A 24,643-nucleotide genomic window follows, 5' to 3' on the forward strand; every position below is an offset into this window, starting at 1 on the left:
GGGCGGATGGGCGAGGAGGATTGCGGTGTTGCGTTACGGCGGCGTGCTTTACAGCGGCATGCTCTACAGCGGCATGTTCATGACGTCCTGGTAGGCCTGCACCAGCCGGTTGCGCACTTCCACGGTGGCGCGGAAGGCCACCTGCGACTGCTGCGTGGCCACCATCACCCGCGCCAGGTCGGCGCGCGGGTCGCCCAGTTCGAACGCCTGCGCCAAGGCGCCGGCTTCCTTCTGGGCGTTGTTCACGCCCTGCAGCGCGTTCTGCAGGCTCTCGCCGAAGCTGGGCGCCTTGACCGCCGGCTGGCCGAAGCCGACCGCGCCGGGGGCGAAGGCGCCGGGATCCTGCACCGGTTCCAGCGAGCGCGTGCCCAACTGGGTCTGGTAGCTGCGGATCTGCGACAGGATGGAGGAGACGGCGTCGGACATGGGCGGCGGTGCGGGGCGTCGTGGTGTCTTGTCGTGTCAGGTGCAAGACGCGTGCCGGAACCGCTCGCCGCCGCTTGTCAGTTTTCCGTCGCCAACAGGGCGTCGTCGCGTTCCACGCCGTACTTGCGCAGCTTCTCCACCAGCGTGGTGCGGCGCAGGCCCAGCAACTGGGCGGCATGGGCGACCACGCCGCCGGCGCGTTCCAGGGCGTCGCGGATCAGGTTGATTTCGATCTGGGCGATGTGTTCGCGCAGGTCCAGGCCTTCCTCCGGCAGCCGGTCGACGGGCAGGGCGGCCACGACGGTCTCCGTTGCGGTGGCCGGCGCGGGCGCGGTGGCGGCCGGTGCGGATTCCACCGCCACCGGCTCGGCGGCCGGCGGCAGGTTTTCGGGCTGGTAGCGCTTGGGCAGGTCGTGCGCGCGCACCAGCCCGCCAGGGTGCAGCACCGCCAGGCGCTCGACCAGGTTGGTCAGTTCGCGCACGTTGCCGGGCCAGGCGTACTGGCCCAGCGCCTGCAGGGTGTCGGCGGCGAAGCGGACTTCGCCACGGCCGGTGCGGGCCAGTTGCGCGGCGATGGTGGCGACCAGCGCGGGCAGATCGTCGCTGCGCTCGCGCAGGGCCGGCATCTCGATGGGGAACACGTTGAGGCGGTAGAACAAATCTTCGCGGAAATGGCCGTCGGCGATGCGCGCTTCCAGGTTGCGGTGGGTGGCGGCGATCACGCGCACGTTGCAGCGGATGGTCTGGTTGCCGCCCACGCGCTCGAAGCTGCGTTCCTGCAGCACGCGCAGCAGCTTGACCTGCATCGGCAGGCTCATGTCGCCGATCTCGTCCAGCAGCAGGGTGCCGCCCTCGGCCATCTCGAAGCGGCCCTTGCGGGCGCTCAGCGCGCCGGTGAAGGCGCCTTTCTCGTGGCCGAACAGTTCGCTTTCCAGCAGGTCCGGCGGGATCGCGCCGCAGTTGATCGCCACGAACGGCCCGTCGCGGCGCGGCGACCGGTCGTGGATGGCGCGCGCCACCACTTCCTTGCCGGTGCCGGATTCGCCCAGCACCAGCACGGTGGTGTCGAACGCGGCCACCTGGTCGATCATCCGGCGCAGGCGGACCACCGCCGGGCTGTTGCCGGTCGGGCCGCTGCTGCCGGCGGCGTTCTGCGCCTGGTGCTCGGTATCCAGCCGCTTCAGGCTGGCGCGGCGCAGGCAGGCTTCCAGCTGCGCGTGGCGGATCGGGCTTTCCAGCGCCCAGACGCCGGCCTCGTGCAGGCCGTGCGCGCCGGCGAACGCGGCCGTGTCGCCTTCCAGCAGCAGCACCGGCGGCGGCAGTTGCGCCTTGCCCAGCCAGGCGAAGAAGGATTCCGCCGCCCTGGCATCCTCCAGCGTGCCCACCACCACGGCCAGCCAGTCGTGCGGGCGGTGCCGCTGCACATCCACGTCGCCGGCGCCGGCGACCCAGCGGGGTGTGAGGTCCATGAACTCAAGCAGGCCGGCCAGGCGTTCGGCACGCGTGGCGTCGGCGTCGATGACGAGGATGCGGGATTCACTCATGGCGGCTGTCTTTGTATCTCTCGAGGATGGGCAAGACTTCCTGGATGTAGGAAAGCTTGCTGACGAAATCGTCGGCGCCGGCGCGCATGGCGTGCTCGCGGTGTTCGGCGTCGTCGAAATGGCTGGCGATCACGATGAAGGGCGGTGCGTCCTGGGTCTTGATGAGGCGGGTGGCCTGCAGGCCGCCCATTTCCGGCATGGCCAGGTCCATCAGCACCACCTGCGGGCGCAGGGTTTCGGACCGCTCGATGGCTTCCAGGCCGTTGCTGGCGCGGCCGACGATGTCCAGCCACTCCACCTTGCGCAGGTGGCGCAGGGCGGCGTTGATGAAACCCTCGTGGTCGTCCACCAGCAGAACCGTGATCTTGCTCATGCTTTTACTCGCTCCGTTATCCGGCCTTGGCCAAGACCGTAACGGTAGCGCGTCGGCGTTCCCGGGCGGGAGCGATATCGAGCTGTTCCCGGTACTTCGCCACAGTTCTGCGGGCGATATGGATGCCCTGGCGGGCCAGCAGGCCGGCGATGGCCTCGTCGGCCAGCGGCTTGCCGGCCGGTTCGGACTCGATCAGGCGGCGCACCATGGCGCGCACGGCCGGGCCGGAGACGTTGGCGCCTTCCAGCCGCACGGCGAAGAAATGCTTCAGCTCGAAGGTGCCGCGCGGGGTCTGCATGTACTTGCCGGTGGTGATGCGCGAGACGGTGGACTCGTGCATGCCGATCTCGTCGGCGATCTCCTTCAGCGTCAGCGGCGCCATCGCCTCGTCGCCGTGGGCCAGGAAGCCGGCCTGGCGCTCGACGATGGCGCGGGCCGTGCGCAGCAGGGTGTCGTAGCGGATCGACAGGCCGCGGGTCAGCCAGCGGGCTTCCTGCAGCAGTTCGCGCAGCTTGCCGGCGCCGGGCGAGGCGTCAGCCTGGTCCAGGGCGCGTTCCTGCATGGCGTTGACGCGCACGCGCGGGGTGGTGGCCGGGTTCAGCGCCACGCGCCAGGCGCAGTCGGCGTGCCAGGCCACCACGTCGGGCACGATGTAGCCGGACGGCGCGGGCGCCAGTGTTTCGCCCGGGCGGGCGTCCAGCGACAGGATCAGGCGGACGCCTTCCCGTACCTGCTCCGGATCCAGGTCCAGCAGGCGGGCCAGGCCGTCGTATTCGTGCGCGGCCAGCAGGGCCAGGCCGTCATTGACGATGCGCAGGGCGATGGCGCGGGCCGGCACGCGGCCTTCCAGCCGCTCGAGCTGCACGCGCAGGCATTCGCGCACGTCGCGGGCGGCCAGGCCGGGGAACTCGCCATGCAGCAGGTGCAGGCGCAGGGCCAGTGCGTGTTCGGCGGTGGTGCGGAACTGCGCGGCGGCGATCAGCGCCAGCGATTCCGGGTCCTGTTGCAGGTAGCCGGCGTCGTCGGTGTGCTCCAGCCAGAAGGCGACGACCGGCAGGGCGCGCTCGTCCAGTTCCAGCGCCAGGCGGGTCAGCACGCGCACGTGCGGGTCGCTGGATTCGCCGGCCTCGATGCGCTGCATGCGATCGTCGTCGCCGTCGTGCCAGCTGGCGCCGGGCACGTCCCACAGGCTGGATTCGGGCAGTTCGTCGAACGCGGCCGTCTCGACGGCGGCGGCGTCCTGCGGCGGCAGTTCCTGCAGGGTCTCGCGGGCGTCGGCTTCGGCGGTCTCCTCGACTTCCAGCAGCGGGTTGAGGTCCAGTGCGCGGCGCACTTCCATTTCCAACTGCAGGCCATCCAGTTGCAGCAGCCGGATCGACTGCAGCAGTTGCGGCGTCAGGTGAAGCTGTTGCCCGAGCTGGGCGGATATACCCGTTTTCATTCCCGTGTCCCCGATTCGATGGATGGCCGTGGTGGGCTTCACACCGTGTGAACACTTTGCGCGCGCCGCGCCGGAAAAATAATCGGGGCGTTTCTGGTTGTGATGAGGGCGCGCCCGACCGGCTGTAGGGGCGGCCCCTACAGCGTCGGGTTATCGTCGATGGAGAGTGCCTGTCGGGGCGGGGCGGTCACGGGAATCCGTCACCGGTGGGGCGTATCCACCCCGGTCATGCAAGGCTCAGGCCAGTTCGTTCTGGTGGCGCGCGGCCAGCAGCAGCAGGTCGTTGGCGCGGCGGCAGCCCAGCGATTCCATCATGCGGGCGCGGTGGGTTTCCACGGTCTTGACGCTGATGCCCAGGTTGGCGGCGATTTCCTTGCTGCTCATGCCGCCGCCCAGCTTGCGCAGGATCTGGCGCTGGCGCGGCGAAAGCGCGGCGATGCCGGTGGGGCGCTGGTTGCCCAGCATCGGCGCCAGCATCTTCGAGGAGACCTGCGGGCTCAGGAACACCTGGCCGGCGGCCGCGGCGCGCAGGGCCAGCTCCAGTTCCATCGGGGCGGCTTCCTTGACCACGAAACCGGCGCAGCCGCGGTCCAGCGCCACGCGCACTTGGGTGGGGTCGTTGTGCATGGACATGATGACCACGCGCGCCTGCGGCAGCGTCTCGCGCAGTATCGGCAGGACGTCCAGTCCGCTGCGGTCGGGCAGCGACAGGTCCAGCAACACCACGTCGGGGCGGTGGATGGCGGCCATGTCGATGGCCTGCTGGGCGTTGCAGGCTTCGGCCACGACATCCACATCGGGCAATGACTGCAGCAGGCGGGAGATACCGGCCCGCACCAGGGTGTGGTCGTCGACGATGAGTACGCGCACGGGGGAGAAACCAGTCGGCAGAAGCTGTCCTTAGGGCAGTCACAATAGCGGCGCTGTCGGAAGACGCCAATTCAGAAAGCGGGGAAAGCGCCGGATTCCAGACCTGGGTCACACTTGGCGCGTCCGTTCGCGGCGCGAGAACGCGCACGACGCAAGGCAGGCACGCGACGAGGCCGCACCATGCTCAGGCGTAGGGTGGGTGCATGCGCGTGGGCCGTGCCCGTGGGGAATCAATCCTCGCGGCTGGCGAGCGCGGCCTGGCGGGCTTCGGCGATCTGCCGGCGGTGCTGGCGGAACAGGTGCCGCTCCATCGCTTCGGCCAGGCCCGGGTTGAGCGCACCGAAGCGCAGCCAGAGATGCTGGCCGCCCTTCGCGTCCGGCACATGCGCCAGCACGGTGGCGGGCAGTTCGATGTGGTCGCTGAGCCAGGCCACCGGTTGCAGCATCACCACGCCGGCGGTGCCGGGCGCGACGCCAGCGGGCTGCGCCAGGTCGAGGCGAAGGCCGCGATGCGACCAGCGCAAGGGACGGATGGGCAGGGCGTCTTCCTGCCTGCGCGCCAGCCGGCCCAGCAGGGCCAGCACCAGGTCGAGCTTGGCTTCCAGGCGCTGCAGGGAGGGCGTGGCTTCGTTGCGGTCTTCGTGGTCCTCGCCGCGCACGTCCTCGGCGATGGCCAGGCCGTGCAGCAGCGCTTCGGACTGCGCCTGCAGCAACGGCCGCTCGCCGGCCGCGAATCGCGCGGGCAGCACGGCCTCGCAGGTCAGGGCGTCGCCGAACAGTTCGGTTTCGGCCGGGTGGTCCAGCAGTGGCGCATCGACGGGCATGGTCAGTCCTCGGCCAGGGCCAGGTAGGCGCGCGCGGCGCGGTCGGCGCGTTGCGAGGCCTGCATCTGGCGACGGGATTCCTCGCGTGCATCCTTCATCTGCTGCTGCAGGTCGAGCTGCGCGCGCAGCAGCGTGGCCAGCGCATCGTAGCCCGCGGCACGGCCGCCGTCGGCATGCAGAAACGCGCGCACGTCGCGATCGTGCCGCAGCAGCATGGGTTCGACGTCGTGGAGCTGTCCATCGCGCAGGTCGGCCTGCATGGCCTGCAGTTGGGCGAACAGTTCGTCCAGGGTGGGCGCGGTGCTCATCGCGCGGCGGCGGCCACCGCGGGGCGCTGGCGCTGCTCGGCGGGAATGGCGTTCCACGCCGCTTCGATCTCGGTCAGCAGGTCCAGCGATTCCCGCAGGGCCGAGGCGTCGTTGTTGAGATTGGCCTCGATCAGCCGCGATTGCACGTAGTCGTACAGCGAGGCCAGGCTGCCGGCGATTTCGCCGCCGGCCTCATGGTCGAGCGAGCCGTTGAGGTGGCCGATGATGGCGCACACTTCGCCGATGGCCTTGCCCTTGCGGGCCAGGTCGCCGCGTTCCACGCAGGCTTCGGCCAGGCGCAGGCGCTCGCAGGCGCCGGCCAGCAGCAACGCCACCAGGCGGTGCGGGTCGGCTTCCATGACCGCGCTGCTGAGGCCGGTGTTGCGGTACTGGGCGGCGTACGAATGGGATGACATTCCATTTTCTCCTGTGATCCCCGGCGCGACTGTTCGGCGCCGGTGCGGATCGACGGTTATCCGGTCTGGTTTGCCAGGGCGGCAAGTTGTTGGGCCAGGTAGTTGCTGGTGCTGTTCATCCGCGCGACCATCGCGTCCATCGCCACGAACTGCGCCTTGTAGCGGTTGCCCACGGCTTCCATGCGGGCATCCAGCGCGGTGCGTTGCGCGGCGACATCCTTGATCTGGGCATTGAGGCTGCTGGTGCGTTGCGTGAACGCGCCGTTGCTGCCGATGTAGCTGCCCACCGCGGTCTGCAGCTTGCCGGCGAATCCGCTGTCGCCGGTGAAGGCGGCACGGATCTTCTCGGGGTCGCTGGTCAGGGTGGCGGTGAACTTGCTGCTGTCGAACACCAGCGTGCCGTCGGACGAGGGGTACGCCTTGGTCTGCAGTCCGATCGCCTTGGCGTCCAGCCCCTGCGCGGATAGTTCGCCCAGCAGGCTGCTCAGCACGCTTCGCAGCTGGCCCGAGGCGCTGCGCATCTGCGCATCGCCGGTCAGCGCGGACGGCTCGTTGTTGGTGGCGTTGTACTTGGTCGCCGTGTTGATGGCGTTGATGGCGCCGTTGTACGCGGTGACGAAATCCTGGATCAGCTTGCCGGCCGCCGCCGTGTCGGTGGACACGGTGACGGTGCTGGTGCCCACGGTCTTCAGGTCCAGGGTCAGGCCGGGCACGGCGTCGGTGATCTTGTTGCCGCTGGCGGTGACGGTCAGGCCATCGATCTTCACTTCCGCATCGGCGGCCGGCACGCGCTCCTGCAGGCTGGCGGCCAAGGCCTGCAGGTCGTCGCCGCCGGACGCGAAGGCGAGCGAGATGCCGTTGGCGGCGCCGGTCTTGTCCGAGGACACGGACAGGTACAGGCCGTCGTTCGAGGTCAGCACGCTGGCCTGCACGCCCTTGCTGCGCGCGGCGTCGTTGATGGCGCTGCGGACATCCTGCAGGGTGCTGTCCTGGGCGATGTCGATGGTCAGCGACTCGCCGCCCACCGACAGCGTCAATTGGCCGGCGCCGAACGTCTGGTCCGCCGCCACCGGCTGGTCGGCGATCCACTTGTTGGCGGTGGCCAGCGACACGACTTCCACCGAGTAGGTGCCGTTGGGGGCGCCGCTGCCGACGCTGGCGCCGAGCACGCTGTCCGTGCCCGACTTGACCGTGCGGGTATCGAAGGCGGTGGAGGACTTCAGCGCATTGAGCGCGGTGCTGAGCGTGCTGAAGGCCGAACTGACCGTGCCCAGTGCGGACAACTTGAACTTGGCCTGGCTCTCGATGCGGGTCAGGCGGTTCTCGGCCGGCTTGCGGTCGGCGGCCACCAACTGCTCCACCATGCCGGTGATGTCCAGCCCGGAGCCGATGCCGCCGTATCCCAACGAGTAGTCTGCCATGCCGTGTCTCCTGTCTTTCCCTTTCCGCAAAAGGGAGGCCGGGCGGGCCTGACATCCGCTGCCGGATGCGGCCCGCCCATGCAGTTCCAGTAACGGCCCGCGGCGGCCGTTCTTTAGCCCGCATTTCTCCGTCTCCCACCGCCGCCGTATGCCTGGCCGCTGGTGAGAAATGCGGGCGAGGGGAACGGATGCAGGGTTTGTGCCAGAAGAGCCGGGATTGGGGATTCGTAGAGCAACAGCCGACGGCGCGCCCAATCCCATCATCCCCAATCCCCAATCCCGGCTCCAAGAAAAAAACCCCTCCCGTTGCCGGGAGGGGTTGGAGTACTGCCAAACGGAGGGAGACGAATCCGTCCGTGACGACAGAGAACTAGTCGAGAAAGGTGGAGCGGCGAGGCGTCAGCGGAGCAGGCTGAGCACGTTCTGCGGCACCTGGTTGGCCTGGGCCAGCATGGCCGTACCGGCCTGCTGCAGGATCTGGGTGCGGGTCAGTTCGGCGGTTTCCTTTGCGAAGTCGGTATCGCGGATGCGGCTGCGCGAAGCGGCGAGGTTTTCCGAGCTGGTCTGCAGGTTGGCGACCACCGAGGTGAAGCGGTTCTGCACCGCACCCAGGTCGGCGCGGGCGCTGTTGACCGCGGTCAGGGCGGCATCGACGATCTCGAGGGCCTTCTGCGCGCCTTCGAACGTGGTGATGTCCAGGTCCTTGGCGAAGCTGGCGGTGGCGGTGGCGGCCGCGGTGGCGTCGACGATGCCCGTCAGGCCGATTTCGGTGGCGCCGCCGGTGATGGCGCCGGCCGTGATGTCGAAGTCCTTGCCTGCCTTCACCGAGGTCATGATGACCTTGCCGGCATCGGCGCCGGTGCCGACCGAGGCCGATACGCCGGATTCGCCCAGCTTGGCGTTCACGGCCGTGGCGATGGCTTGCGCGATTTCATCGCCGGTGGCGCCATTCTTCCATTCCACATCGGCGATGGTGACGCCGTTGATCTGCATGCCGGCGAGCTTGCCGTCGGCGGTGGCCGCCGCCGCCGCCGTCGTGGCGGTCTGGACGGCCGCGAACTTGACGTTGCCCAATGCGTCGGACTTCGCATCGACCACCTTGTCGATGGCGATGGCCTGGCCGGCATTGGCGCCGACCTGGAACAACTGGCTGGAGAACGAGCCATCCAGCAGCTTGGTGCCGTTGAAATCCGCCTGCTTGGCGACGCGGTCGATTTCGGCGGTGAGCTGCTTGACTTCGGCGTTCAGCGCGGCGCGGTCGGAGGCCGAGTTGGTGGCGTTGGCCGACTGCACCGACAGTTCGCGGATGCGCTGCAGGTTGTTGCCGATCTCGGTCAGCGAACCTTCGGCGACCTGGGCCAGCGAGATGCCGTCGTTGGCGTTGCGCACGGCCACGTCCAGGCCGCGGATCTGGGTGCTGAAGCGTTCGGAGATGGCCAGACCGGCGGCATCGTCCTTGGCGCTGTTGATGCGCAGGCCGGAAGACAGCCGCTGGATGGTGGTGGCCAGCGAGGCGCCGCTGGTGCCCAGGTTGCGCTGGGCGTTCAGCGAGATCGTGTTGGTGTTGATGACTTGTGCCATGAGAATTTTCCTTGGTCGTACGGACTAGAAGGGGGGCCTGGCCGGAACGGACGGGAGAGCGCCCGTCTCGGCGGTTCTCCGCGATCAGCGGAGCAGGCTGAGCACGTTCTGCGGCACCTGGTTGGCCTGGGCCAGCATGGCCGTGCCGGCCTGCTGCAGGATCTGGGTGCGGGTCAGTTCGGCGGTTTCCTTGGCGAAGTCGGTGTCGCGGATGCGGCTGCGCGAAGCGGCCAGGTTTTCCGAGCTGGTCTGCAGGTTGGCGACCACCGAGGTGAAGCGGTTCTGCACCGCACCCAGGTCGGCACGCGCGCTGTTCACGGCGGTCAGCGCCTTGTCGACGATCTGCAGGGCTTTCTGCGCACCGGCGAAGGTGGAGATGTCCAGGTCGCCCACGAACTTGGAGTCGCCCGCGGCGATGGCGGCGTTGGTGAAGGTGCCGCCGGCCAGCGTACTGGTGATCTGGTCGCCGACCTGGCCTTCCTTCCACGACGAGAAGGTGACCGCGCCGGTGGTGGCGTTCACTTCCGCCGTGATGCCGGTATCGCCGGTCTTGGCGTTCACCGCGGCGGCGATGGCGTTGCCTTTGGCGACCTGGCTGGCCGTGGCTGCGGCCGGGGCGGAGCCGTAGGTGGAGCCCGAGGCGGCGATGTCGATGGCGTCGAAGCTGGTGGTGACACCGTCATTGGTGATGGTGAATGCCGCGATGGTGGCGGCGTTGTAACTGAACGTGCCGGTGGTTTCGGTGGTGCCGCTGGCGGTCGCCGTAAAGCCTGCCTGCGCGAACAGCGAACCGCCCAGCGCATCGGCCTTGGCATCGACCACCTTGTCGATGGCGATGGCCTGGCCGGCGTTGGCACCGACCTGGAACAACTGGCTGGAGAACGAGCCGTCCAGCAGCTTGGTGCCGTTGAAATCCGCCTGCTTGGCGACGCGGTCGATTTCGGCGGTGAGCTGCTTGACTTCGGCGTTCAGCGCGGCGCGGTCGGAGGCCGAGTTGGTGGCGTTGGCCGACTGCACCGACAGTTCGCGGATGCGCTGCAGGTTATTGCCGATCTCGGTCAGCGAACCTTCGGCGACCTGGGCCAGCGAGATGCCGTCGTTGGCGTTGCGCACGGCCACGTCCAGGCCGCGGATCTGGGTGCTGAAGCGTTCGGAGATGGCCAGACCGGCGGCGTCGTCCTTGGCGCTGTTGATGCGCAGGCCGGAAGACAGCCGCTGGATGGTGGTGGCCAGCGAGGCGCCGCTGGTGCCCAGGTTGCGCTGGGCGTTCAGCGAGATCGTGTTGGTGTTGATTACCTGTGCCATGAGTTTGACTCCTAGGGCGTTTTCTGCACGGGGGAAAAGTTTTCCAACGATCCCCGCCGTGCCGCCGGGGATACCTGGTTCAGCGTTGCAATAAGCTCAGTACGTTCTGCGGCACCTGGTTGGCCTGGGCCAGCATGGCCGTACCGGCCTGCTGCAGGATCTGGGTGCGGGTCAGTTCGGCGGTCTCCTTGGCGAAGTCGGTGTCGCGGATGCGGCTGCGCGAGGCGGCCAGGTTTTCCGAACTGGTCTGCAGGTTGGCGACCACCGAGGTGAATCGGTTCTGGATGGCGCCCAGGTCGGCGCGCGAACCGTTGACCGAGGTCAGCGCCTTGTCGACGATCTCCAGCGCCTGCTGCGCGCCGGCGAAGGTGGTGATGTCCAGGTCCGACACGAACTTCGGTATCTGGCTGGTGGCCGGCGCCGTGGCCGTATAGGTACCGCCGGTGATGGCGACACCGAAGGCCGCGAAGTCGCCGTTGGCGTCCACGCTGGTCTTGACCGACGTCAGCTTGAGCCCGGTGCCCGCGGCATCGACCTCGGCGTACACGCCGGTCTCGCCGATCTTGGCGTTGATGTGGGCGGCCAGCGCCTTGGCGGCGGCTTCGTTGGTGCCCGCTACCGAACCCTGACTCTTCACGGTCAGGTCGTCGAAGGCGATGGCGTTGCCCAGGCTGTCGGTGAGGGTCAGGCCGGTGATGTTGATATCGGCGGTGGCGCTGGCGGCGGCCGTGATGGCCAGCGTGCCGCTGTCGAACTGCGAACCGCCCATCGTGGTGGCGCGGGCATCGACCACCTTGTCGATGGCGATGGCCTGGCCGGCGTTGGCGCCGACCTGGAACAGCTGGCTGGTGAAGGAACCGTCCAGAAGCTTGGTGCCGTTGAAGTCGGCCTGCTTGGCGACGCGGTCGATTTCGGCGGTCAGCTGCTTGACCTCGGCGTTCAGCGCCGCACGGTCGGAAGCGGAGTTGCTGGCGTTGGCCGACTGCACGGCCAGTTCGCGGATGCGCTGCAGGTTGTTGCCGATCTCGGTCAGCGAGCCTTCGGCGACCTGGGCCAGCGAGATGCCGTCGTTGGCATTGCGCACGGCCACGTCCAGGCCACGGATCTGGGTGCTGAAGCGTTCCGAGATGGCCAGACCGGCCGCATCGTCCTTGGCGCTGTTGATGCGCAGGCCCGAAGACAGGCGCTGGATCGTGGTGGCCAGCGAAGCGCCACTGGTGCTCAGGTTGCGCTGAGCGTTCAAGGACATCGTGTTGGTGTTGATTACCTGTGCCATGGGTCGTCTCCTCTTATTTGGGTCCCGGCGTGGATGGATGAGGGTGCTGCCGGTTTTATGTGTGGTGGCTAGTCGCCCTCGGTTGCGAAATGAATAACGGCGCTGCCAAAAAAACCTTTAGGCCTCTTGCGAAAATTTGTGTTAGGCGGCAGGACGCACGCATGGACGCCGCTGCGCAGGGGTTCGAAAAAGACCTGGAAAGCGTCGGTCCGGACCCTTCAGAACGTCCGGAGCCTGCCGTTAACCGGCCGCTCTCCGGCGGGACGGTGGCGACGGGGCGGCGACGACGCGAAAGCATGCGCACCGGAAGGCCGGCGATATCTGCGCATCGCGGAAGAAGAATCCGTCTTCGGCCTTTGGCGAAGATGGACCTGCCGTCGCGGCAGGAGAAGGCGTCGTGCGGGTGGGCGACAGCGCGGTGCGGATCGGATCAGATCAGGGCGTGGACTTGCGCCACGCGTCCTGTGGGTCGTCCAGCAGCGAAAGGTCGGGGATGCGGTATTCGCAACCGATCAGCGTGCGAGTATCCAGTCCGGGCCGGTCGCCCGCGTACACCAGCAGCGCATGCTGCTCGTCCAGCGCGCCGGACAACGGCGCATCCTGCGTGCGTTGCAACTCGTGTTCGAGTTGCGCGGCGGCCTGTTCCAGCGGCCCTTCGACGGCCAGCAGCACGCGGTTGGGCGTGACGACGACGGCGTCGCTTTCATGGCCCCATGCACGCACCGGTTCGACCAGGCGATAGAGGTCCATCATCGGCGACGAATACTGCCGTTCGGTCTGCACGAACTCGTCGGGGCGTTCGCGCCGCAGCCGTGGCAACAGGCTGGCGATGTCCGCGACGGAGGTGCGGCAGGTCAACGCATCCAGCAGCGTGTCGCCGGGTGGGTCCGCGCCGCTAGGGATGGCCGCACTTTCCGCGACGGGCGGAGACGAAGCGGGCGATGCCGGGGCCTGCGCCTGTGCCGTGCCCGCCCACGACAGCAGGCAGACGAGGGCGAGGGCTTTACTCGAGCTGGGCGTTCGCATGGGCGGCATCCAGCGCTTCCATGGCGTCGCGCGGCTTCAGCTTGCCGGCTTTCTCGAAGGCCGTCGCCGCCGCGTCTTCCTTCTTGTCGCCGTACAGCAACAACAGCACGTTGGCGTGCTCGATGTGCGCGATGGGCGAATCGGGCGTCAGCTTAAGCGCCGTCCTGATATGCGATTCGGCCTCGGCCGCCTTGGCGCCGTAGGTCAGGCCGCCGATCATCGCGCCGATCTTGCCGATGATCTCGGCGTGGTACAGCGCCAGCGCGGTATGCGCCTCGGCATGTTTCGGCGCCAGTTCCAGCGTGGCGTCCAGCGCGGTACGCACCTTGCCGGCGATGCCCTGCTTGAGCGCCTTGGCGATGCTCAGGCCCTGGCTGTAGCGACCGAGCGCGAAGGCGTGGCGGTAGTGGCTGTTGGCTTCGTCCGGCAATGCCTTCACCGCCGCTTCCGCCAGCTTGGCCGCCTGCTCGAAACGCTTGAGCTGCTCGGCTTCGTCGTCCACCAGATAGGTGGCATGGATGCCCATGGCCTTCACCGCGACCGACGCGCCCAGCGGGCCCAACGCCTCGCCGGCCTCGTAGGCCGCCTGGAAATCGCCACGGTGGAACGCGCGCCACGCGTCCTGCAGCCGCTGCGCGAGGTCGGCGGGTTCGATGCCCTTGGCCGACTTGCCCGCGGCCGCGATCAGCGCCTTGGCGCGCTTGTCGTCGGGGTAGGGCTCCAGGTCGCCGGCATGCAGGACCGGCCAGGCTTTCTTCAATGCGTCGCCGGCATGGGCGAAGGCCTTGGCGTCATGCGGAAACGGTGCCCACTTCGATGTTTTTCCGGCCATTTTGCGTCCCTCCCAGGAGGCATCGAGCATGGCCGCAGCGTCGGCCGGTGGCAAGCCCCGCACCGTGAACGCCAATAGTGTGATTGCTCGATGGGCCTTGGGCAGCATCGCCTCATGGAAACCGGCCACTGGGGCCGGTATTCGGAAAGCCCCCATGCCCGTCAAGAAGAAATCCCGCGCCAAGACTCCGGAACCCACCCTGCGCCATGTGTGGCTGGCCGGTTTGGGACTGGCCGCCGTGGCCCGTCGCGAAGCCATCACCGCCGCCAACGATGCGGCCGCCCGCGTCGTCGCCCTGCGCCGGCAGGCCGGAAAGCTGGCCAGCGATACCCAGGCCAACGTGCTGGGCGGCATCGCCAGCGTGCGCGAGCAGGGCGAGGCCAGGGTCGGCCAGTTCAGCGCCGAAGTGGAAGCGCGCCTGGCGCCGGTGTTGTCCAAGCTGGGCCTGAAGCCCGCCCGCAAGACGGCAAAGCCGCGCGCCCGCAAGGTGGCGAAGAAGGCCCCGGCCAAGCGTGCCCGCGCCACCCCCGCGCGCAAGCCCGCCGCCAAGCGCACGGTGCGTCGCCGCAGCGCCTGATCGTTCCAGTTCCCTCCATTGCAACGAAAACACCCGGCCCGCCGGGTGTTTTTTTTGGGTATCCGGCCCCGGTCGACCAAGCCCGGGATGCCTGTGCCTGTAGGAGGGGCTTCAGCCCCGACCGGATGGGTGTGGACAAGCGTCGGGGCTGAAGCCCCTCCTACAGGGGGCGGCTCTCCCGTCGATGAAGAGAAGGACGCCTCCTGAATTCTGGATGCCTTCCTTTGGAGCATGCCCGGAGCGGGCAGGGCGCTCACAGGTGCCGCGTCACCGTCGGTTTCGAGAACCAGTCGTTGTCGCGTCCGTTCGAGTAGCGAATGGCGATGGCGGCCAGTTCGGCGTCCTCCACGTCGTCTAGGCAGGCCAGGTTGATCGAGTAATAGCGGCCGCCCAGCACTTCCAGCTCGCCGCTGCCGAAGGACTTCACCCCGCAATGCCGGCAGAACAGGTGGTTGCCTGCCCGGGTGCCGAACCGATAGCTGCTGAGGGCTTCTTCGCCCTGCAACAGGCGGAAGGCCTCCGGCTTGACGACGGTGCCCCAGTAGCGGGTCTTGGCGCAGATCGAACAGTTGCAGCGGCCGCTGCCGGCGGCCAGATCGATGTCGGCCTCGTAGCGGACCTGTCCGCAGTGGCAACTGCCCCGATAGGTCTTGATCGCCATGCACATGCTTCCTGTCAGGTGGTGGAATCAGCGGATCATGCGCGCCGTTGAGGACAGAATCGGTCCGCAATAGCCGGCATACTGTTTCCATGCTGAGCACATCGAACCGACTCCTGCGCCTGTTGTCGCTGATGCAGTCGCGCCGCCACTGGACCGGCGCCGAGCTGAGCCAGCGGCTGGAAGTGGACCGCCGCACGCTGCGGCGCGACGTGGAGCGCCTGCGCGAACTGGGCTATCCCATCGACGCTTCGCCCGGGTTGGGCGGCGGTTACCGGCTGGGTGCGGGCAGCGAGATGCCGCCGGTCCTGCTGGAGGACGACGAAGCGGTCGCGGTCGCAGTGGCGCTGCGCACGGCCGCGGCCAGCGTGGGCCGGATGGAGGACACCGCGTTGCGGCTGCTGTCCAAGCTGGACCAATGGCTGCCGGCGCGTCTGCGCAGGCGGGCCAGCGCGTTGTATTCGGTGACGCTGTCGCTGGCCGGCGGTTCGCCCACCTCGGACGTCGAATCGCTGCTGCGCATCGCCGCGGCCTGCCGCGATGGGTTCCGCCTGCGCATGCACTACCGCGACCGCAGCAACCGCGCCAGCGAACGCCTGATCGAACCGCTGCGGCTGGTGCATACCGGCAGCCGCTGGTACCTGGTGGCATGGGACATGAAGCGCGAGGACTGGCGCACGTTCCGGATGGACCGCGTGCAATCGCTGCACGATACCGGCGCGCAGTTCCCGCCGCGCCCGTTCCCCGGCGATGTCGGCGAGTACGTGGCGCAGTCCATCACCCAGCCGTTCACCCGCTTCAAGGTCAAGCTGCGCCTGCGCGGCTCCATCGAGCAGCAGGCCGGCCGCGTGCCGCCGTGGTGCGGCATCCTGCAGGCCGGCGACGAGCATCATTGCGTGCTGGACCTGGGCGCGGAATCCGTCGAAGCCCTGTTGGCGCTGATGGCGTTGGTGGGGCCGGAGTTCGAGGTGATCGACGACCACGGCCTGTTGCCGCAATTGCGGGAGGCGTCCTCACGATTGGAGCGGGCCCTGACGACGGCGTAGGAGCGCCCCATGGGCGCGATGCTTTTGATGCCTTCCGATATCTCAGCGTGAAAAGCATCGCGCCCATGGGGCGCTCCTACAGGTCGGGGCGAAACGGACGCCGCCGCCTATTCCACGTAGGCCTGCGTCAGCGTGTTGAGGTGCACGCGCTCGGCATCGCGCAGGAACGGCGCCACCAGCATCATCACCTGCACGATGCCCTGGCGGATGGCGGCCTGTTCGTCCTTCTCGCCGCGCGTGGCCGCGTAGTTCAGCCAGAAGGTGGAGATCACCAGCACGTTGGTCGCCGTGGCGGCCAGTTCGGCCGCCGAGGCGCGCATCACCCCGGCGTGGCCCATGCCGCGCATCACCGCATGGGCGCTGTCGTCGGCGCGCCTGAGGATGCGGGCGAAGCGCATGCGCAGGCGGCGATTGCGGCTGAGGATCTCGACCAGGTCGCGGTACAGGAAGCGGTAGTCCCAGATGCACTCGAACACCAGGTGCAGTTGCAGCCAGATGTCCTCCAGCCCCGGCAGGCGGTCCGCCGGCGGCGTCAACGCGGCATCCATGCGCTCTTCGTAGCGTGCGAAGAGCTGCTCGATGATGTCGTCCTTGTTGCGGAAGTGGTAGTACAGGTTGCCCGGGCTGATCTCCAGTTCGTCGGCGATGTGGTTGGTGGTGACGTGCGGCTCGCCCTGCGTGTTGAACATCGCAAGCGAGGCGTCGAGGATCCGCTGGCGGGTATCGCGCGCCACTGGGGCAGGCCCTAGGCGGTGAGTTTCTTCACCAGGTCCACGTACTTCTTCTGCGCCTCTTCCTGCGGTGTGCCCTTGAGCTTGGCCCATGCCTCGTACTTGGCGGTGCCTACGAAATCGAAGAAACCCGGCTTGTCGCCCTTCACGTCGCCTTCCGAACCCTGCTTGTACAGGCCGTACAAGCGCAGCAGCGTGTCGTTGTCCGGCCGCTCGGGCAGGCCCTGGATATCCTTGGATGCCTGTTCGAACGCGGTCTTGAGATCGGCCATGGATGTTCCCTCCCGATGAACGCGGCCATCACACCACGCGGCGCAGTAGCGGTCAATCCGTGACGGGATTGTCGAACCGCAGCGGCTCTGGCAAGTTAGGCCGCAGGGCGGTCGGAGGGGCTCGCCCACACAACGTAGGGATGGGACGTCATGAGCTACTTCGTCACCGGCGCCACGGGATTCATCGGTCGTTACCTGGTCGGCAACCTCCTGAAGCGTAGCGGCACCGTGTACGTGCTGGTCCGCAAGGACTCGCAGAAAAAGTTCGACGCCATCGCCAAGAAAGCCGGCTGGGACATGAAGAAGGTTTCCGTGGTGCACGGCGACATGACCAAGCCCAAGTGCGGACTGACCGTCGCCCAGGTCCGCAGCCTGTCGGGCAAGGTGAAGCATTTCTTCCATCTGGCGGCCATCTACGACCTGACCGCCACGCGCGAGGCGCAGCATGCCGCGAACATCGACGGCACGCAGCACGCGCTGGACCTGGCGGCGGCGCTGAAGGCGGGCTGTTTCCATCACACCAGCTCGATCGCGGCGGCGGGCCTGTACCCGGGCATCTTCCGCGAGGACATGTTCGAGGAAGCCGAGGGCCTCGACGATCCCTACCTGCGCACCAAGCACGAGTCCGAAGGACTGGTGCGCAAGGAGACGCGGGTGAAGTGGCGCATCTACCGCCCCGGCATGGTGGTGGGGCATTCGAAGACCGGCGAGATCGACAAGATCGACGGCCCGTACTACTTCTTCACCCTGATCAAGAAGCTGCGCGAACTGCTGCCGCAATGGGTGCCGGTGCTGGGCATCGAGGGCGGGCGCATCAACATCGTGCCGGTGGATTTCGTGGCCGATGCGATGGACCACATCGCCCACAAGCCCAAGCTGGACGGACACACCTTCCACCTGACCGATCCCGAGCCGATGCGGGTGGGTGAAGTGCTCAACACCTTCTGCCGTGCCGGCCACGCGCCGGAAATGACGATGCGGCTGGACGCGCGCATGTTCGCCTTCGTGCCCAGCGGCATCCGCGCCGCGGTCGGCAACCTGCCGCCGGTGCGCCGCTTCATCGGCATGCTGCTGCGCGACTTCAAGATCCCCAAGGAAGTGCTGAAGTTCATCACCTATCCCACGCGCTTCGACAGCCGCGAGACCGAGCGTGCGCTGAAGGGCAGCGGCATCGCCGTGCCGCGCCTGGACGACTACGCCTGGCGCCTGTGGGACTACTGGGAGCGCCACCTGGACCCGGACCTGTTCGTCGACCGCACGCTGAAGGGCAAGGTGCGCAACAAGGTCGTGGTGATCACCGGCGGCTCGTCCGGCATCGGCCTGTCCACCGCGCAGCGCGTGGCCGAGTCGGGCGCGGTGACGATCATCGTCGCGCGCGGACAGGAGGAACTGTTCAAGGCACGCGACGAGATGAAGAAGGCCGGCGGCAAGGTGTTCGCCTACACCGCGGACCTGGCCGACATGGCCGACTGCGACCGGCTGGTGAAGACGGTGCTGGACGAGCATGGCCACGTCGACATCCTGATCAACAACGCCGGCCGCTCGATCCGCCGTTCCATCGAGCTGAGCTACGACCGCTTCCACGACTTCGAGCGCACCATGCAGCTGAACTACTTCGGCAGCCTGCGCCTGATCATGGGCTTCCTGCCCAAGATGACCGAACGCCGCAAGGGCCACATCATCAACATCAGTTCCATCGGCGTGCTGGCCAACTCGCCGCGCTTCTCGGCCTACGTCGCGTCGAAGGCGGCGCTGGACGCGTTCAGCCGCTGCGCGCAGGGCGAACTGTCGGGCAAGGGCATCAGCTTCACCACCGTCAACATGCCGCTGGTGAAGACGCCGATGATCGCGCCGACCAAGATGTACGACAGCGTGCCGACGCTTTCCCCCGAGGAAGCGGCCGACCTGCTGGTCAAGGCGATCATCGAGAGGCCCAGCCGCATCGCCACCCGCCTGGGCATCTTCGCCGCCCTGATCAACGCGGTGGCGCCCAAGGCCTACGAGGTGGTGATGAACACCGCCTTCGAACTGTTCCCCGACTCGGCCGCCGCCAAGGGCGACCGCAAGGCGCTGAAGGAAGTCGCGCCCAGCCAGGAGCAGATCGCCTTCGCCGCGCTGATGCGCGGGGTGCATTGGTAGACGCAGCGTGTTGTAGGAGGGCCTTCAGGCCCGACCGGGAATCATCGCAGGGGTGGGGTTGTCGTATGCAAGGCCTCCGGGCGCACGCAACCCCTGGTGTCGCGTTGCGAGGTTCGCGGGTGTTTCCCGTTGCGGTCGGGCCTGAAGGCCCTCCTACAGGTGCTACGGCGCGTTGTCGGCCCACCGCAACGGCAGCGCCTGTTGGTTGCGCATGTGCAGGGCCAGCGGTTCGATGCGCGACCACAGGAACTCGCGCAGGGCCTCATCGTCCACGGTTTCGTGCATGGCCTGGTGGAAGCAGGCCAGCCAGCCGCCGGCTTCCTCCATGCCGATGGCGAAGGGCAGGTGGCGGGCGCGCAGCATCGGCGCGCCATGACGCTCGGTGAACAACGGCGGGCCGCCCAGCCAGCCGCTGAGGAACTCGAACAGCTTCTGTTCGCTGCCTTCCAGCGAGGTTGGATGCAGCCGGCGCACCGCCGCCGCTTCCGGCAATGTTTCCATCAGCGCATACATGCGCCGCGTCATCCGGCGCAGTCCCTCGCTTCCACCGATGCGCTGGTAGGGAGTGGCTTCAGGGGATACGTTCATGCCGGGGAGGTCCTGGGAAAGAAGCGCCATGGGCGTGGCCGCCGGCGCCGGGGGGAGGAACTGCACCCTAAGCCTTGTGGAAGCGACGTGTGGGAGCGACGTGAGTCGCGACGCGAGGCTTTCCGGTCGCGACTCACGTCGCTTCCGCGGGGGCGGTCGGCCGGGATGCGGTCAGACGGTCTTGCACTGCCGCCAGCGGACCGGTTCGTCGCTGCCCGGCGGCGGGTTGAGCTGCACGCGGGTGGTGCGCAGGGCGGGATAGCGCTCCAGTTCCAGGCAGATCCACGGCCAGACTTCCTTTTCGCTGGCGATGCGGTCCACGCTGAGCGTCAGTTTCGTCTGCCAGACGCCGCTGCCGATGCCAGGTGTTTTCGACAGCGCCTTCAGCACGGCGCGCATCTGCTGTTCGAGTTCTTCTTCGGTCGGCTCGCGGAAACCCGTGCCCGGCTCGGCGGTCGGCTCGGCAGTTGGCGGGACAGGGCCGGGGACGCTGGGTTGCGCGGCGGTGGTTGCGGTTTCGCGGGGCGCGAGTTCCAGCGCCAGTCCACCGACATCGTTGAATCCGACCATCGCCACCGCGCCGGCGGCCACGGCACCCAGCCAGGCGATGCCGACATGGCGCTTGGCGCGTGCGGCGGCGTAACCGACCACCTGGTCGCGCAGCGCGGGTTCGATCAGCGGCTTCACTTCCGGCCACAGGCGCGGACCGTCCAGCAGCTCGATGTTGGTGCCCTGCGCGGCGTCCCGGCCTTCCTTCTCCACCTTGCCCTCGGTGGCCAGGATGCCGCCCCGGGCCGCTCCCAGACGGATGCTGGAAGCCAGCTCCACCACCGGCGCGGCGGCGATGCGGTAGGCCGAACCATGCTTGCACGACAGCAGCCAGCGTTCATTGCCCCTGGCCAGCAGCAGGAAAGTGGATTGCGGTTCGCGCGATTCATGGGCTTCCGGCGTGGCGACCACCAGGCCGCGGTGCTCCATCGCGGCCAGCACCAGCTTCGAGAATTCACGCCAGCGCAGGCCGGACAGCGCATGCAGGCCGTAGGACATCTCGTCGCGGGGGCGGCGCACGAGCCAGAAGTAGACGGTTGCCGCAATGCCGACCAGCAGGGTGACGGCCAAGCCAAGGAGCCAGATGGGCATAGATCGCGAACGCGGTTGTTGTCAGTCGAACCGGTAATTCTAACCAGTGCGGCGGAAGCTGTCTGTCGGGCCGTCCCCGGGCGGCGGCCGGGTCACTGGCGCGGCCCGCGGGCTGGGGCCGCGGGCAAAGAAAAGCCCGCCAGTCCGAAGCCGTAAGGGGAGGGGAGCATACGTACTTCGAGTGGACTGGCGGGCCGAGTCGATTGTTACGCTTTTTGATGTTGCCTTGCAACAAAATTCTGTTCAGAAAAAAGGCCGTTCGTCGCAACGCCGGATCAGGCCTTGGCGGCCTTGCGCGGCGCGCGTTTTGCGGGGGCTTTCTTGACCGTTTTCTTGACCGCCTTGGTGGCCTTCTTCGTCGCCTTGCGCACGGGGGCCTTGCGTGCGGCCTTGGCGGTCGGCGCGCCGCCCAGCGAGCGCAGCTGCGCGTTCAGTTCGTCGACACGGTCGATCAGCGCAGACAGGTCTTCGCGGCCGGGGACCTCGAGGCGGCGCAGGGCGCGCTGCACGCGTTCCTCGAACACCTTCTCCAGGCGGTCCCAGGTATCGGACGCGCGTTCGCGGGCCTGCCCCACGGTGCTTTCCACGGCATCGCGCATCACCTGCGCCTTGCCGCCGGCCAGCTTGCGGGTGGTCTGTTCCAGCGACAGGCCTTCCTTCACCAGGGTCTCGAACAGCTTGGTGCCTTCGGCCTGCGCGCGGCCGAACGCCCCCACGCCGGCCAGCCACACCTGCTGGGCGGATTCGCCCAGGCTCTTGGACAGGCGCTCGGCCTGGGCCTGCAGGTTTTCGTTCTTGGTGGAAGAAGCGGTCTTGCGGGCGGATTTCTTCAGCGTGGCCATGGGATTCCGTAGACGGTCGGGGAAAGGGATTGCGTACCAGAATCGGTGCGCTGTCTAGAGTTTTCACACCAGCGCATGGCCCCCGTGGCGTGGGAGCGATGTCAGTCGCGATCGGGATGCGTCAACAGCCGTCGAGCCACGGATCGACGCGGATGACGCGGATAAAGTATTTGAAGCGTCATATCGGACCTGAATCCGCGACCCATGGCTTGGATGTTCCGGTCGCGACTCACGTCGCTCCCACAGGGGGAGAGCAGTAGCCCGACCTAACTGTGGGAGCGACGTGAGTCGCGACCGTGGAATCCGGAAACATCGAGCCACGGATCGACACGGATGAACACATCAAGGTCTTATCCGTGCTCATCCGCGCAATCCGCGGCGGAAGCTTCTCCGTCTGCCCGCGGTCGCGACCGAAGCCGCTCCTGCAGGGCCTCAGGCCTTGACCAGGCTGGCGCGGCGCCGCGAGACCACCTGGTCCACGTCGTCCAGCGCACGGCGCAGGCGCGCAGTGGTTTCGGTCATGCGCGGGGTCACGTCCAATCCATCGAGGATGGAGCGGTGCCGGTCGTCGACGATCCCGTCGCGGTAGCGGATGCCGTGCGCGGCCAGCATGGGCCTCAGCACGTCGGCGCGCTTGCGCAGGTCGGCCAGGGTGTTGCGGTAGGCCAGCTGGCAGACCCGGTGGCGCGAGGAGAAGCTGAAGAGATTGGTGAAGAACAGTTCGCTGTCGGTCGCGTTGGGCTCGAACACCAGCTGGTCGATGTCGGGGAACTGGTGCGGGTACTTCTCCATGCCGATCTGCATGCGCGACTGCAGCAGCGTGCGCAGCGTCTGCGACAGCACGGCGGGCAGCCCGCCGCTGGCCAGCCCGACCTGTTCGGCCTCGTCGGCGTGCGGCGCGGCGTGGTTGGCGTCGAAGGGCACCAGCGGGTTGATGCCGATCATCAGGTCGATGCCGCGTTCCAGCACCGTGCTGCCGTGCATGGTGCGCCGCAGCGCGCCGTCCAGGAAATGGCGTCCGCAGATCTCCACCGGCGGATACAGGCCGGGCAGGGCGGAACTGGCCTGCACCGCGCGCGAGATCGGCACGTCGTCCCAGCCTTCCTCGCCGAAGCGCACGGCCTCGCCGCTGTCCAGGTCCACCGCCACCACGAACAGGTCGGCCTCCAGTTCGCGGAAGTCGTTGCTGCGGCCGCGGCGGCTGAAGATGTCGCGCAGGAAGCGCTCCACGCCCGCGTTGTCGAAGATGCCGGTGGGCACCAGTCCGCCGAAGCGCAGGAACATGTCCGACCAGCGCGCCGCCTTGCGCGGATTGCGCAGCAGCCGCGACAGCCAGTCGCCGTAGAGCGCGGGCAGCGTGGCGGCGCGGCGCAGGTATTCGCCCACGTTCGGGCGCAGGAAGGTCTCGGGGCGGAATTCGGCATCGTCGCTGGTGCCGGTGATGAAGATGCGGCACATCTCCGCCGTGCTCATCCGGTTGGCCAGGCCGGCGGCCAGGAACGCACCGGAGCTGACGCCCACGTAGCAGTCCATCCGGGTCAGGTCCAGCCCGTCCAGCGCCTCGTCCATCGCGCGCAGCGCACCCAGTTCGTACATCCCGCCGATCGGGCCGCCGCCGGCGATGGCCAGCCCGATCTTGCCGTTGCGGCCCCGCTTGCGCGCACTGTGGATCGAAAGCATGTAGTTCCCGTCTTGACCTTGCCGGGCGAGTGTAGCCGACCCATGGGGCGCTTGCGGTGGGCCGGCCCACCCGGGATCATGCGCGGCATGGCGCGCAATCCATTGGTCGAACGTCTGGGGCGACGGCTCCGCTGGCACCAGTCCCTGCACGATCCGCAACAGGAGCCGCGCAACCGGCTGCGCTGGCTGCCGGAGCTGCGGCGCTGGCAGGCCGAGCGGCTGGAGGCCAGCTTCGAGCACTTCCTGAACGATCCGAAGCGCCGCGCGGCCGCGCTGTTCTTCCTGACCGACGTCTACGGCGACCACGACTTCAGCGGTCGCGACGCCAACGTGGCCAAGGTGATGCCGATGATGCAGCGCCTGCTGCCCGCCGCCGTGCTGCACACCGTGGCCGATGGCATCGAACTGGGCGCGCTGACCCACGCGTTGGACGTGCGCATGGCCGAAGCCCTGCAGAGGATCGCGCCAGGCCGCCGCAAGCTGGACGCCGAACTGTATGCCAAGGCCTATCGCGAAGTCGGCCACCCGCGCCTGCGCCGCCACCAGATCGACCTGATCGCCGAAGTGGGCGTGGGCCTGGCGCGAGCGGTCAAGACGCCCGGCGTGGCCACCTTGCTGAAGCTGTCGCGCGGCCCCGCCAAGGCCACCGGCCTGGGCGACCTGCAAGGCTTCCTGGAACGAGGCTTCGCCGCCTTCGCCGCGCTAGGCGACGGCAAGGCCTTCGTGCGCGACATCGAAGAGGCCGAACGCGAGGTCTCGCGCCGGCTGTTCGCCGGCGAGCCGGATCCGTTCGCCTGAAGGCGGGGATTGGGGATTCGGGATTCGCAAAAGCGAGAGGCTGGCTTTGAACCGGGTGCCGTCGGCTTCCAACGAATCCCCAATCCCGAATCCCGAATCCCGGCTTCAATCAACCGAACTTCTCGCTCAGCACGCGGCGGATTTCCGACTCGATGGGTCCCTTCATCGCCGACAGCAGGAAACCCAGGTCGGCGGTGACGTGCAACTGCTGCGGCAGCAGCGCGATGTGGCCGTCCACGCCGGAACGGCTGAAGTTCAGCGTGTCGCCGTCCCAGCCGTAATCCATGTCGAAGCGCTCGGACAGCTTCTTCGCCACTTCCTCGATGGCTTTGCGCGCCTGTTTCGGCGTCTTGGAATGGTCGTGCAGGATATCGATGCTGGCCATGCGTGCGGGGCTCCCGGTGAATGACGCCTATTCTGCGCAAGCGCGGCGCGCAGGCCAAGCGGGAGATGGAGCGGGAAAGGGGGAAGGGGAAAGTCGGTGGCTGCGCCGCCTGCAAGCAGGAGCAAGGACGCTTTCCTCACCCCT

General features: G+C 67.9%; 26 protein-coding genes. 4 read left to right on the top strand and 22 right to left on the bottom strand.

Annotated features, from left to right (window positions below; translation table 11 throughout):
* Nucleotides 1-63: 63 nt before the first annotated feature.
* From fliE to AAD027_RS07830, 14 genes are all read right to left on the bottom strand, one after another.
* Nucleotides 64-426: a flagellar hook-basal body complex protein FliE gene (gene fliE, locus AAD027_RS07765; RefSeq protein ID WP_341725456.1), complete on the bottom strand. Its 363-nt coding sequence runs from the start codon at nucleotides 424-426 to the stop codon at nucleotides 64-66.
* Nucleotides 427-503: 77 nt separating this feature from the next.
* On the bottom strand, nucleotides 504-1,970 hold the full coding sequence (locus AAD027_RS07770; RefSeq protein WP_341725457.1) for a sigma-54 dependent transcriptional regulator: 1,467 nt from the start codon (nucleotides 1,968-1,970) through the stop codon (nucleotides 504-506).
* Entirely contained in the window at nucleotides 1,963-2,343 is a 381-nt protein-coding gene (locus AAD027_RS07775; protein WP_341725458.1) for a response regulator, read from the bottom strand. Before AAD027_RS07775 ends, AAD027_RS07770 begins: the two co-directional genes overlap by 8 nt.
* A 16-nt stretch (nucleotides 2,344-2,359) precedes the next feature.
* Nucleotides 2,360-3,784: an RNA polymerase factor sigma-54 gene (gene rpoN, locus AAD027_RS07780; RefSeq protein ID WP_341725459.1), complete on the bottom strand. Its 1,425-nt coding sequence runs from the start codon at nucleotides 3,782-3,784 to the stop codon at nucleotides 2,360-2,362.
* A gap of 237 nt (nucleotides 3,785-4,021) precedes the next feature.
* Entirely contained in the window at nucleotides 4,022-4,654 is a 633-nt protein-coding gene (locus tag AAD027_RS07785) for a response regulator (RefSeq protein WP_341725460.1), read from the bottom strand.
* Nucleotides 4,655-4,884: 230 nt separating this feature from the next.
* On the bottom strand, nucleotides 4,885-5,478 hold the full coding sequence (locus tag AAD027_RS07790; RefSeq protein WP_341725461.1) for a PilZ domain-containing protein: 594 nt from the start codon (nucleotides 5,476-5,478) through the stop codon (nucleotides 4,885-4,887).
* 2 nt (nucleotides 5,479-5,480) lie between these two features.
* Nucleotides 5,481-5,786 (bottom strand): hypothetical protein, encoded by a 306-nt coding sequence (locus AAD027_RS07795; RefSeq protein ID WP_341725462.1) that lies wholly within the window; start codon nucleotides 5,784-5,786, stop codon nucleotides 5,481-5,483.
* The gene (fliS, locus tag AAD027_RS07800) at nucleotides 5,783-6,202 is read right to left on the bottom strand and encodes a flagellar export chaperone FliS (RefSeq protein ID WP_341725463.1); all 420 of its coding nucleotides are present in this window, start codon (nucleotides 6,200-6,202) and stop codon (nucleotides 5,783-5,785) included. The genes AAD027_RS07795 and fliS overlap by 4 nt, the downstream gene beginning before the upstream one ends.
* A 56-nt stretch (nucleotides 6,203-6,258) precedes the next feature.
* Nucleotides 6,259-7,623: a flagellar filament capping protein FliD gene (gene fliD / locus AAD027_RS07805; protein ID WP_341725464.1), complete on the bottom strand. Its 1,365-nt coding sequence runs from the start codon at nucleotides 7,621-7,623 to the stop codon at nucleotides 6,259-6,261.
* A gap of 399 nt (nucleotides 7,624-8,022) precedes the next feature.
* Nucleotides 8,023-9,204, bottom strand: a complete 1,182-nt coding sequence (locus tag AAD027_RS07810) for a flagellin (protein ID WP_341725465.1) — start codon at nucleotides 9,202-9,204, stop codon at nucleotides 8,023-8,025.
* A gap of 84 nt (nucleotides 9,205-9,288) precedes the next feature.
* A complete protein-coding gene (locus tag AAD027_RS07815; RefSeq protein WP_341725466.1) occupies nucleotides 9,289-10,509 on the bottom strand; it encodes a flagellin in 1,221 nt (406 codons plus the stop codon).
* Between the two features lie 79 nt (nucleotides 10,510-10,588).
* On the bottom strand, nucleotides 10,589-11,785 hold the full coding sequence (locus tag AAD027_RS07820) for a flagellin (protein ID WP_341725467.1): 1,197 nt from the start codon (nucleotides 11,783-11,785) through the stop codon (nucleotides 10,589-10,591).
* A 435-nt stretch (nucleotides 11,786-12,220) separates the two neighbouring features.
* Entirely contained in the window at nucleotides 12,221-12,811 is a 591-nt protein-coding gene (locus AAD027_RS07825) for a hypothetical protein (RefSeq protein WP_341725468.1), read from the bottom strand.
* On the bottom strand, nucleotides 12,789-13,643 hold the full coding sequence (locus AAD027_RS07830) for a tetratricopeptide repeat protein (RefSeq protein ID WP_341725469.1): 855 nt from the start codon (nucleotides 13,641-13,643) through the stop codon (nucleotides 12,789-12,791). The genes AAD027_RS07825 and AAD027_RS07830 overlap by 23 nt, the downstream gene beginning before the upstream one ends.
* 154 nt (nucleotides 13,644-13,797) lie before the next feature.
* Between AAD027_RS07830 and AAD027_RS07835 the strand changes: the two genes are divergently transcribed.
* Nucleotides 13,798-14,220 (top strand): hypothetical protein, encoded by a 423-nt coding sequence (locus AAD027_RS07835; protein WP_341725470.1) that lies wholly within the window; start codon nucleotides 13,798-13,800, stop codon nucleotides 14,218-14,220.
* A gap of 253 nt (nucleotides 14,221-14,473) precedes the next feature.
* Here AAD027_RS07835 and AAD027_RS07840 read toward each other — a convergent pair whose 3' ends face one another.
* Nucleotides 14,474-14,881, bottom strand: coding sequence for a GFA family protein (locus AAD027_RS07840; RefSeq protein ID WP_341725471.1), 408 nt, complete (start codon nucleotides 14,879-14,881; stop codon nucleotides 14,474-14,476).
* Between the two features lie 89 nt (nucleotides 14,882-14,970).
* Here AAD027_RS07840 and AAD027_RS07845 point away from each other — a divergent pair, with 89 nt between their 5' ends.
* A complete protein-coding gene (locus AAD027_RS07845) occupies nucleotides 14,971-15,924 on the top strand; it encodes a helix-turn-helix transcriptional regulator (RefSeq protein WP_341725472.1) in 954 nt (317 codons plus the stop codon).
* A gap of 107 nt (nucleotides 15,925-16,031) precedes the next feature.
* Here AAD027_RS07845 and AAD027_RS07850 read toward each other — a convergent pair whose 3' ends face one another.
* Nucleotides 16,032-16,658: a TetR/AcrR family transcriptional regulator gene (locus AAD027_RS07850; RefSeq protein WP_341725473.1), complete on the bottom strand. Its 627-nt coding sequence runs from the start codon at nucleotides 16,656-16,658 to the stop codon at nucleotides 16,032-16,034.
* A gap of 11 nt (nucleotides 16,659-16,669) precedes the next feature.
* Nucleotides 16,670-16,927: an acyl-CoA-binding protein gene (locus AAD027_RS07855; RefSeq protein WP_341725474.1), complete on the bottom strand. Its 258-nt coding sequence runs from the start codon at nucleotides 16,925-16,927 to the stop codon at nucleotides 16,670-16,672.
* Nucleotides 16,928-17,077: 150 nt separating this feature from the next.
* Between AAD027_RS07855 and AAD027_RS07860 the strand changes: the two genes are divergently transcribed.
* Nucleotides 17,078-19,066, top strand: coding sequence for an SDR family oxidoreductase (locus tag AAD027_RS07860; protein WP_341725475.1), 1,989 nt, complete (start codon nucleotides 17,078-17,080; stop codon nucleotides 19,064-19,066).
* Between the two features lie 162 nt (nucleotides 19,067-19,228).
* On the opposite strand, the gene AAD027_RS07865 is transcribed toward AAD027_RS07860, so the two are convergent.
* The 4 genes from AAD027_RS07865 to AAD027_RS07880 all read right to left on the bottom strand — a co-directional run bounded on the left by AAD027_RS07865 (nucleotide 19,229) and on the right by AAD027_RS07880 (nucleotide 23,316).
* Complete coding sequence (locus AAD027_RS07865; RefSeq protein ID WP_341725476.1) at nucleotides 19,229-19,654, bottom strand: group II truncated hemoglobin; 426 nt, start codon at nucleotides 19,652-19,654, stop codon at nucleotides 19,229-19,231.
* A 171-nt stretch (nucleotides 19,655-19,825) separates the two neighbouring features.
* Nucleotides 19,826-20,794, bottom strand: coding sequence for a restriction endonuclease (locus AAD027_RS07870; RefSeq protein ID WP_341725477.1), 969 nt, complete (start codon nucleotides 20,792-20,794; stop codon nucleotides 19,826-19,828).
* A 275-nt stretch (nucleotides 20,795-21,069) separates the two neighbouring features.
* On the bottom strand, nucleotides 21,070-21,636 hold the full coding sequence (locus tag AAD027_RS07875) for a phasin family protein (protein ID WP_341725478.1): 567 nt from the start codon (nucleotides 21,634-21,636) through the stop codon (nucleotides 21,070-21,072).
* A 432-nt stretch (nucleotides 21,637-22,068) separates the two neighbouring features.
* Nucleotides 22,069-23,316 carry a patatin-like phospholipase family protein gene (locus AAD027_RS07880; RefSeq protein ID WP_341725479.1) on the bottom strand — a complete coding sequence of 416 codons (1,248 nt, stop codon included), beginning with the start codon at nucleotides 23,314-23,316 and terminating at the stop codon, nucleotides 22,069-22,071.
* An 87-nt stretch (nucleotides 23,317-23,403) separates the two neighbouring features.
* Between AAD027_RS07880 and AAD027_RS07885 the strand changes: the two genes are divergently transcribed.
* Nucleotides 23,404-24,114, top strand: a complete 711-nt coding sequence (locus AAD027_RS07885) for a DUF8198 family protein (RefSeq protein ID WP_341725480.1) — start codon at nucleotides 23,404-23,406, stop codon at nucleotides 24,112-24,114.
* Between the two features lie 109 nt (nucleotides 24,115-24,223).
* Here AAD027_RS07885 and AAD027_RS07890 read toward each other — a convergent pair whose 3' ends face one another.
* A complete protein-coding gene (locus tag AAD027_RS07890; protein WP_341725481.1) occupies nucleotides 24,224-24,499 on the bottom strand; it encodes a polyhydroxyalkanoic acid system family protein in 276 nt (91 codons plus the stop codon).
* Between the last annotated feature and the right edge of the window lie 144 nt (nucleotides 24,500-24,643).

Origin of the sequence: Pseudoxanthomonas putridarboris (assembly GCF_038321125.1) — a bacterium.
GTDB classification, from domain to species: Bacteria; Pseudomonadota; Gammaproteobacteria; order Xanthomonadales; family Xanthomonadaceae; genus Pseudoxanthomonas_A; species Pseudoxanthomonas_A putridarboris.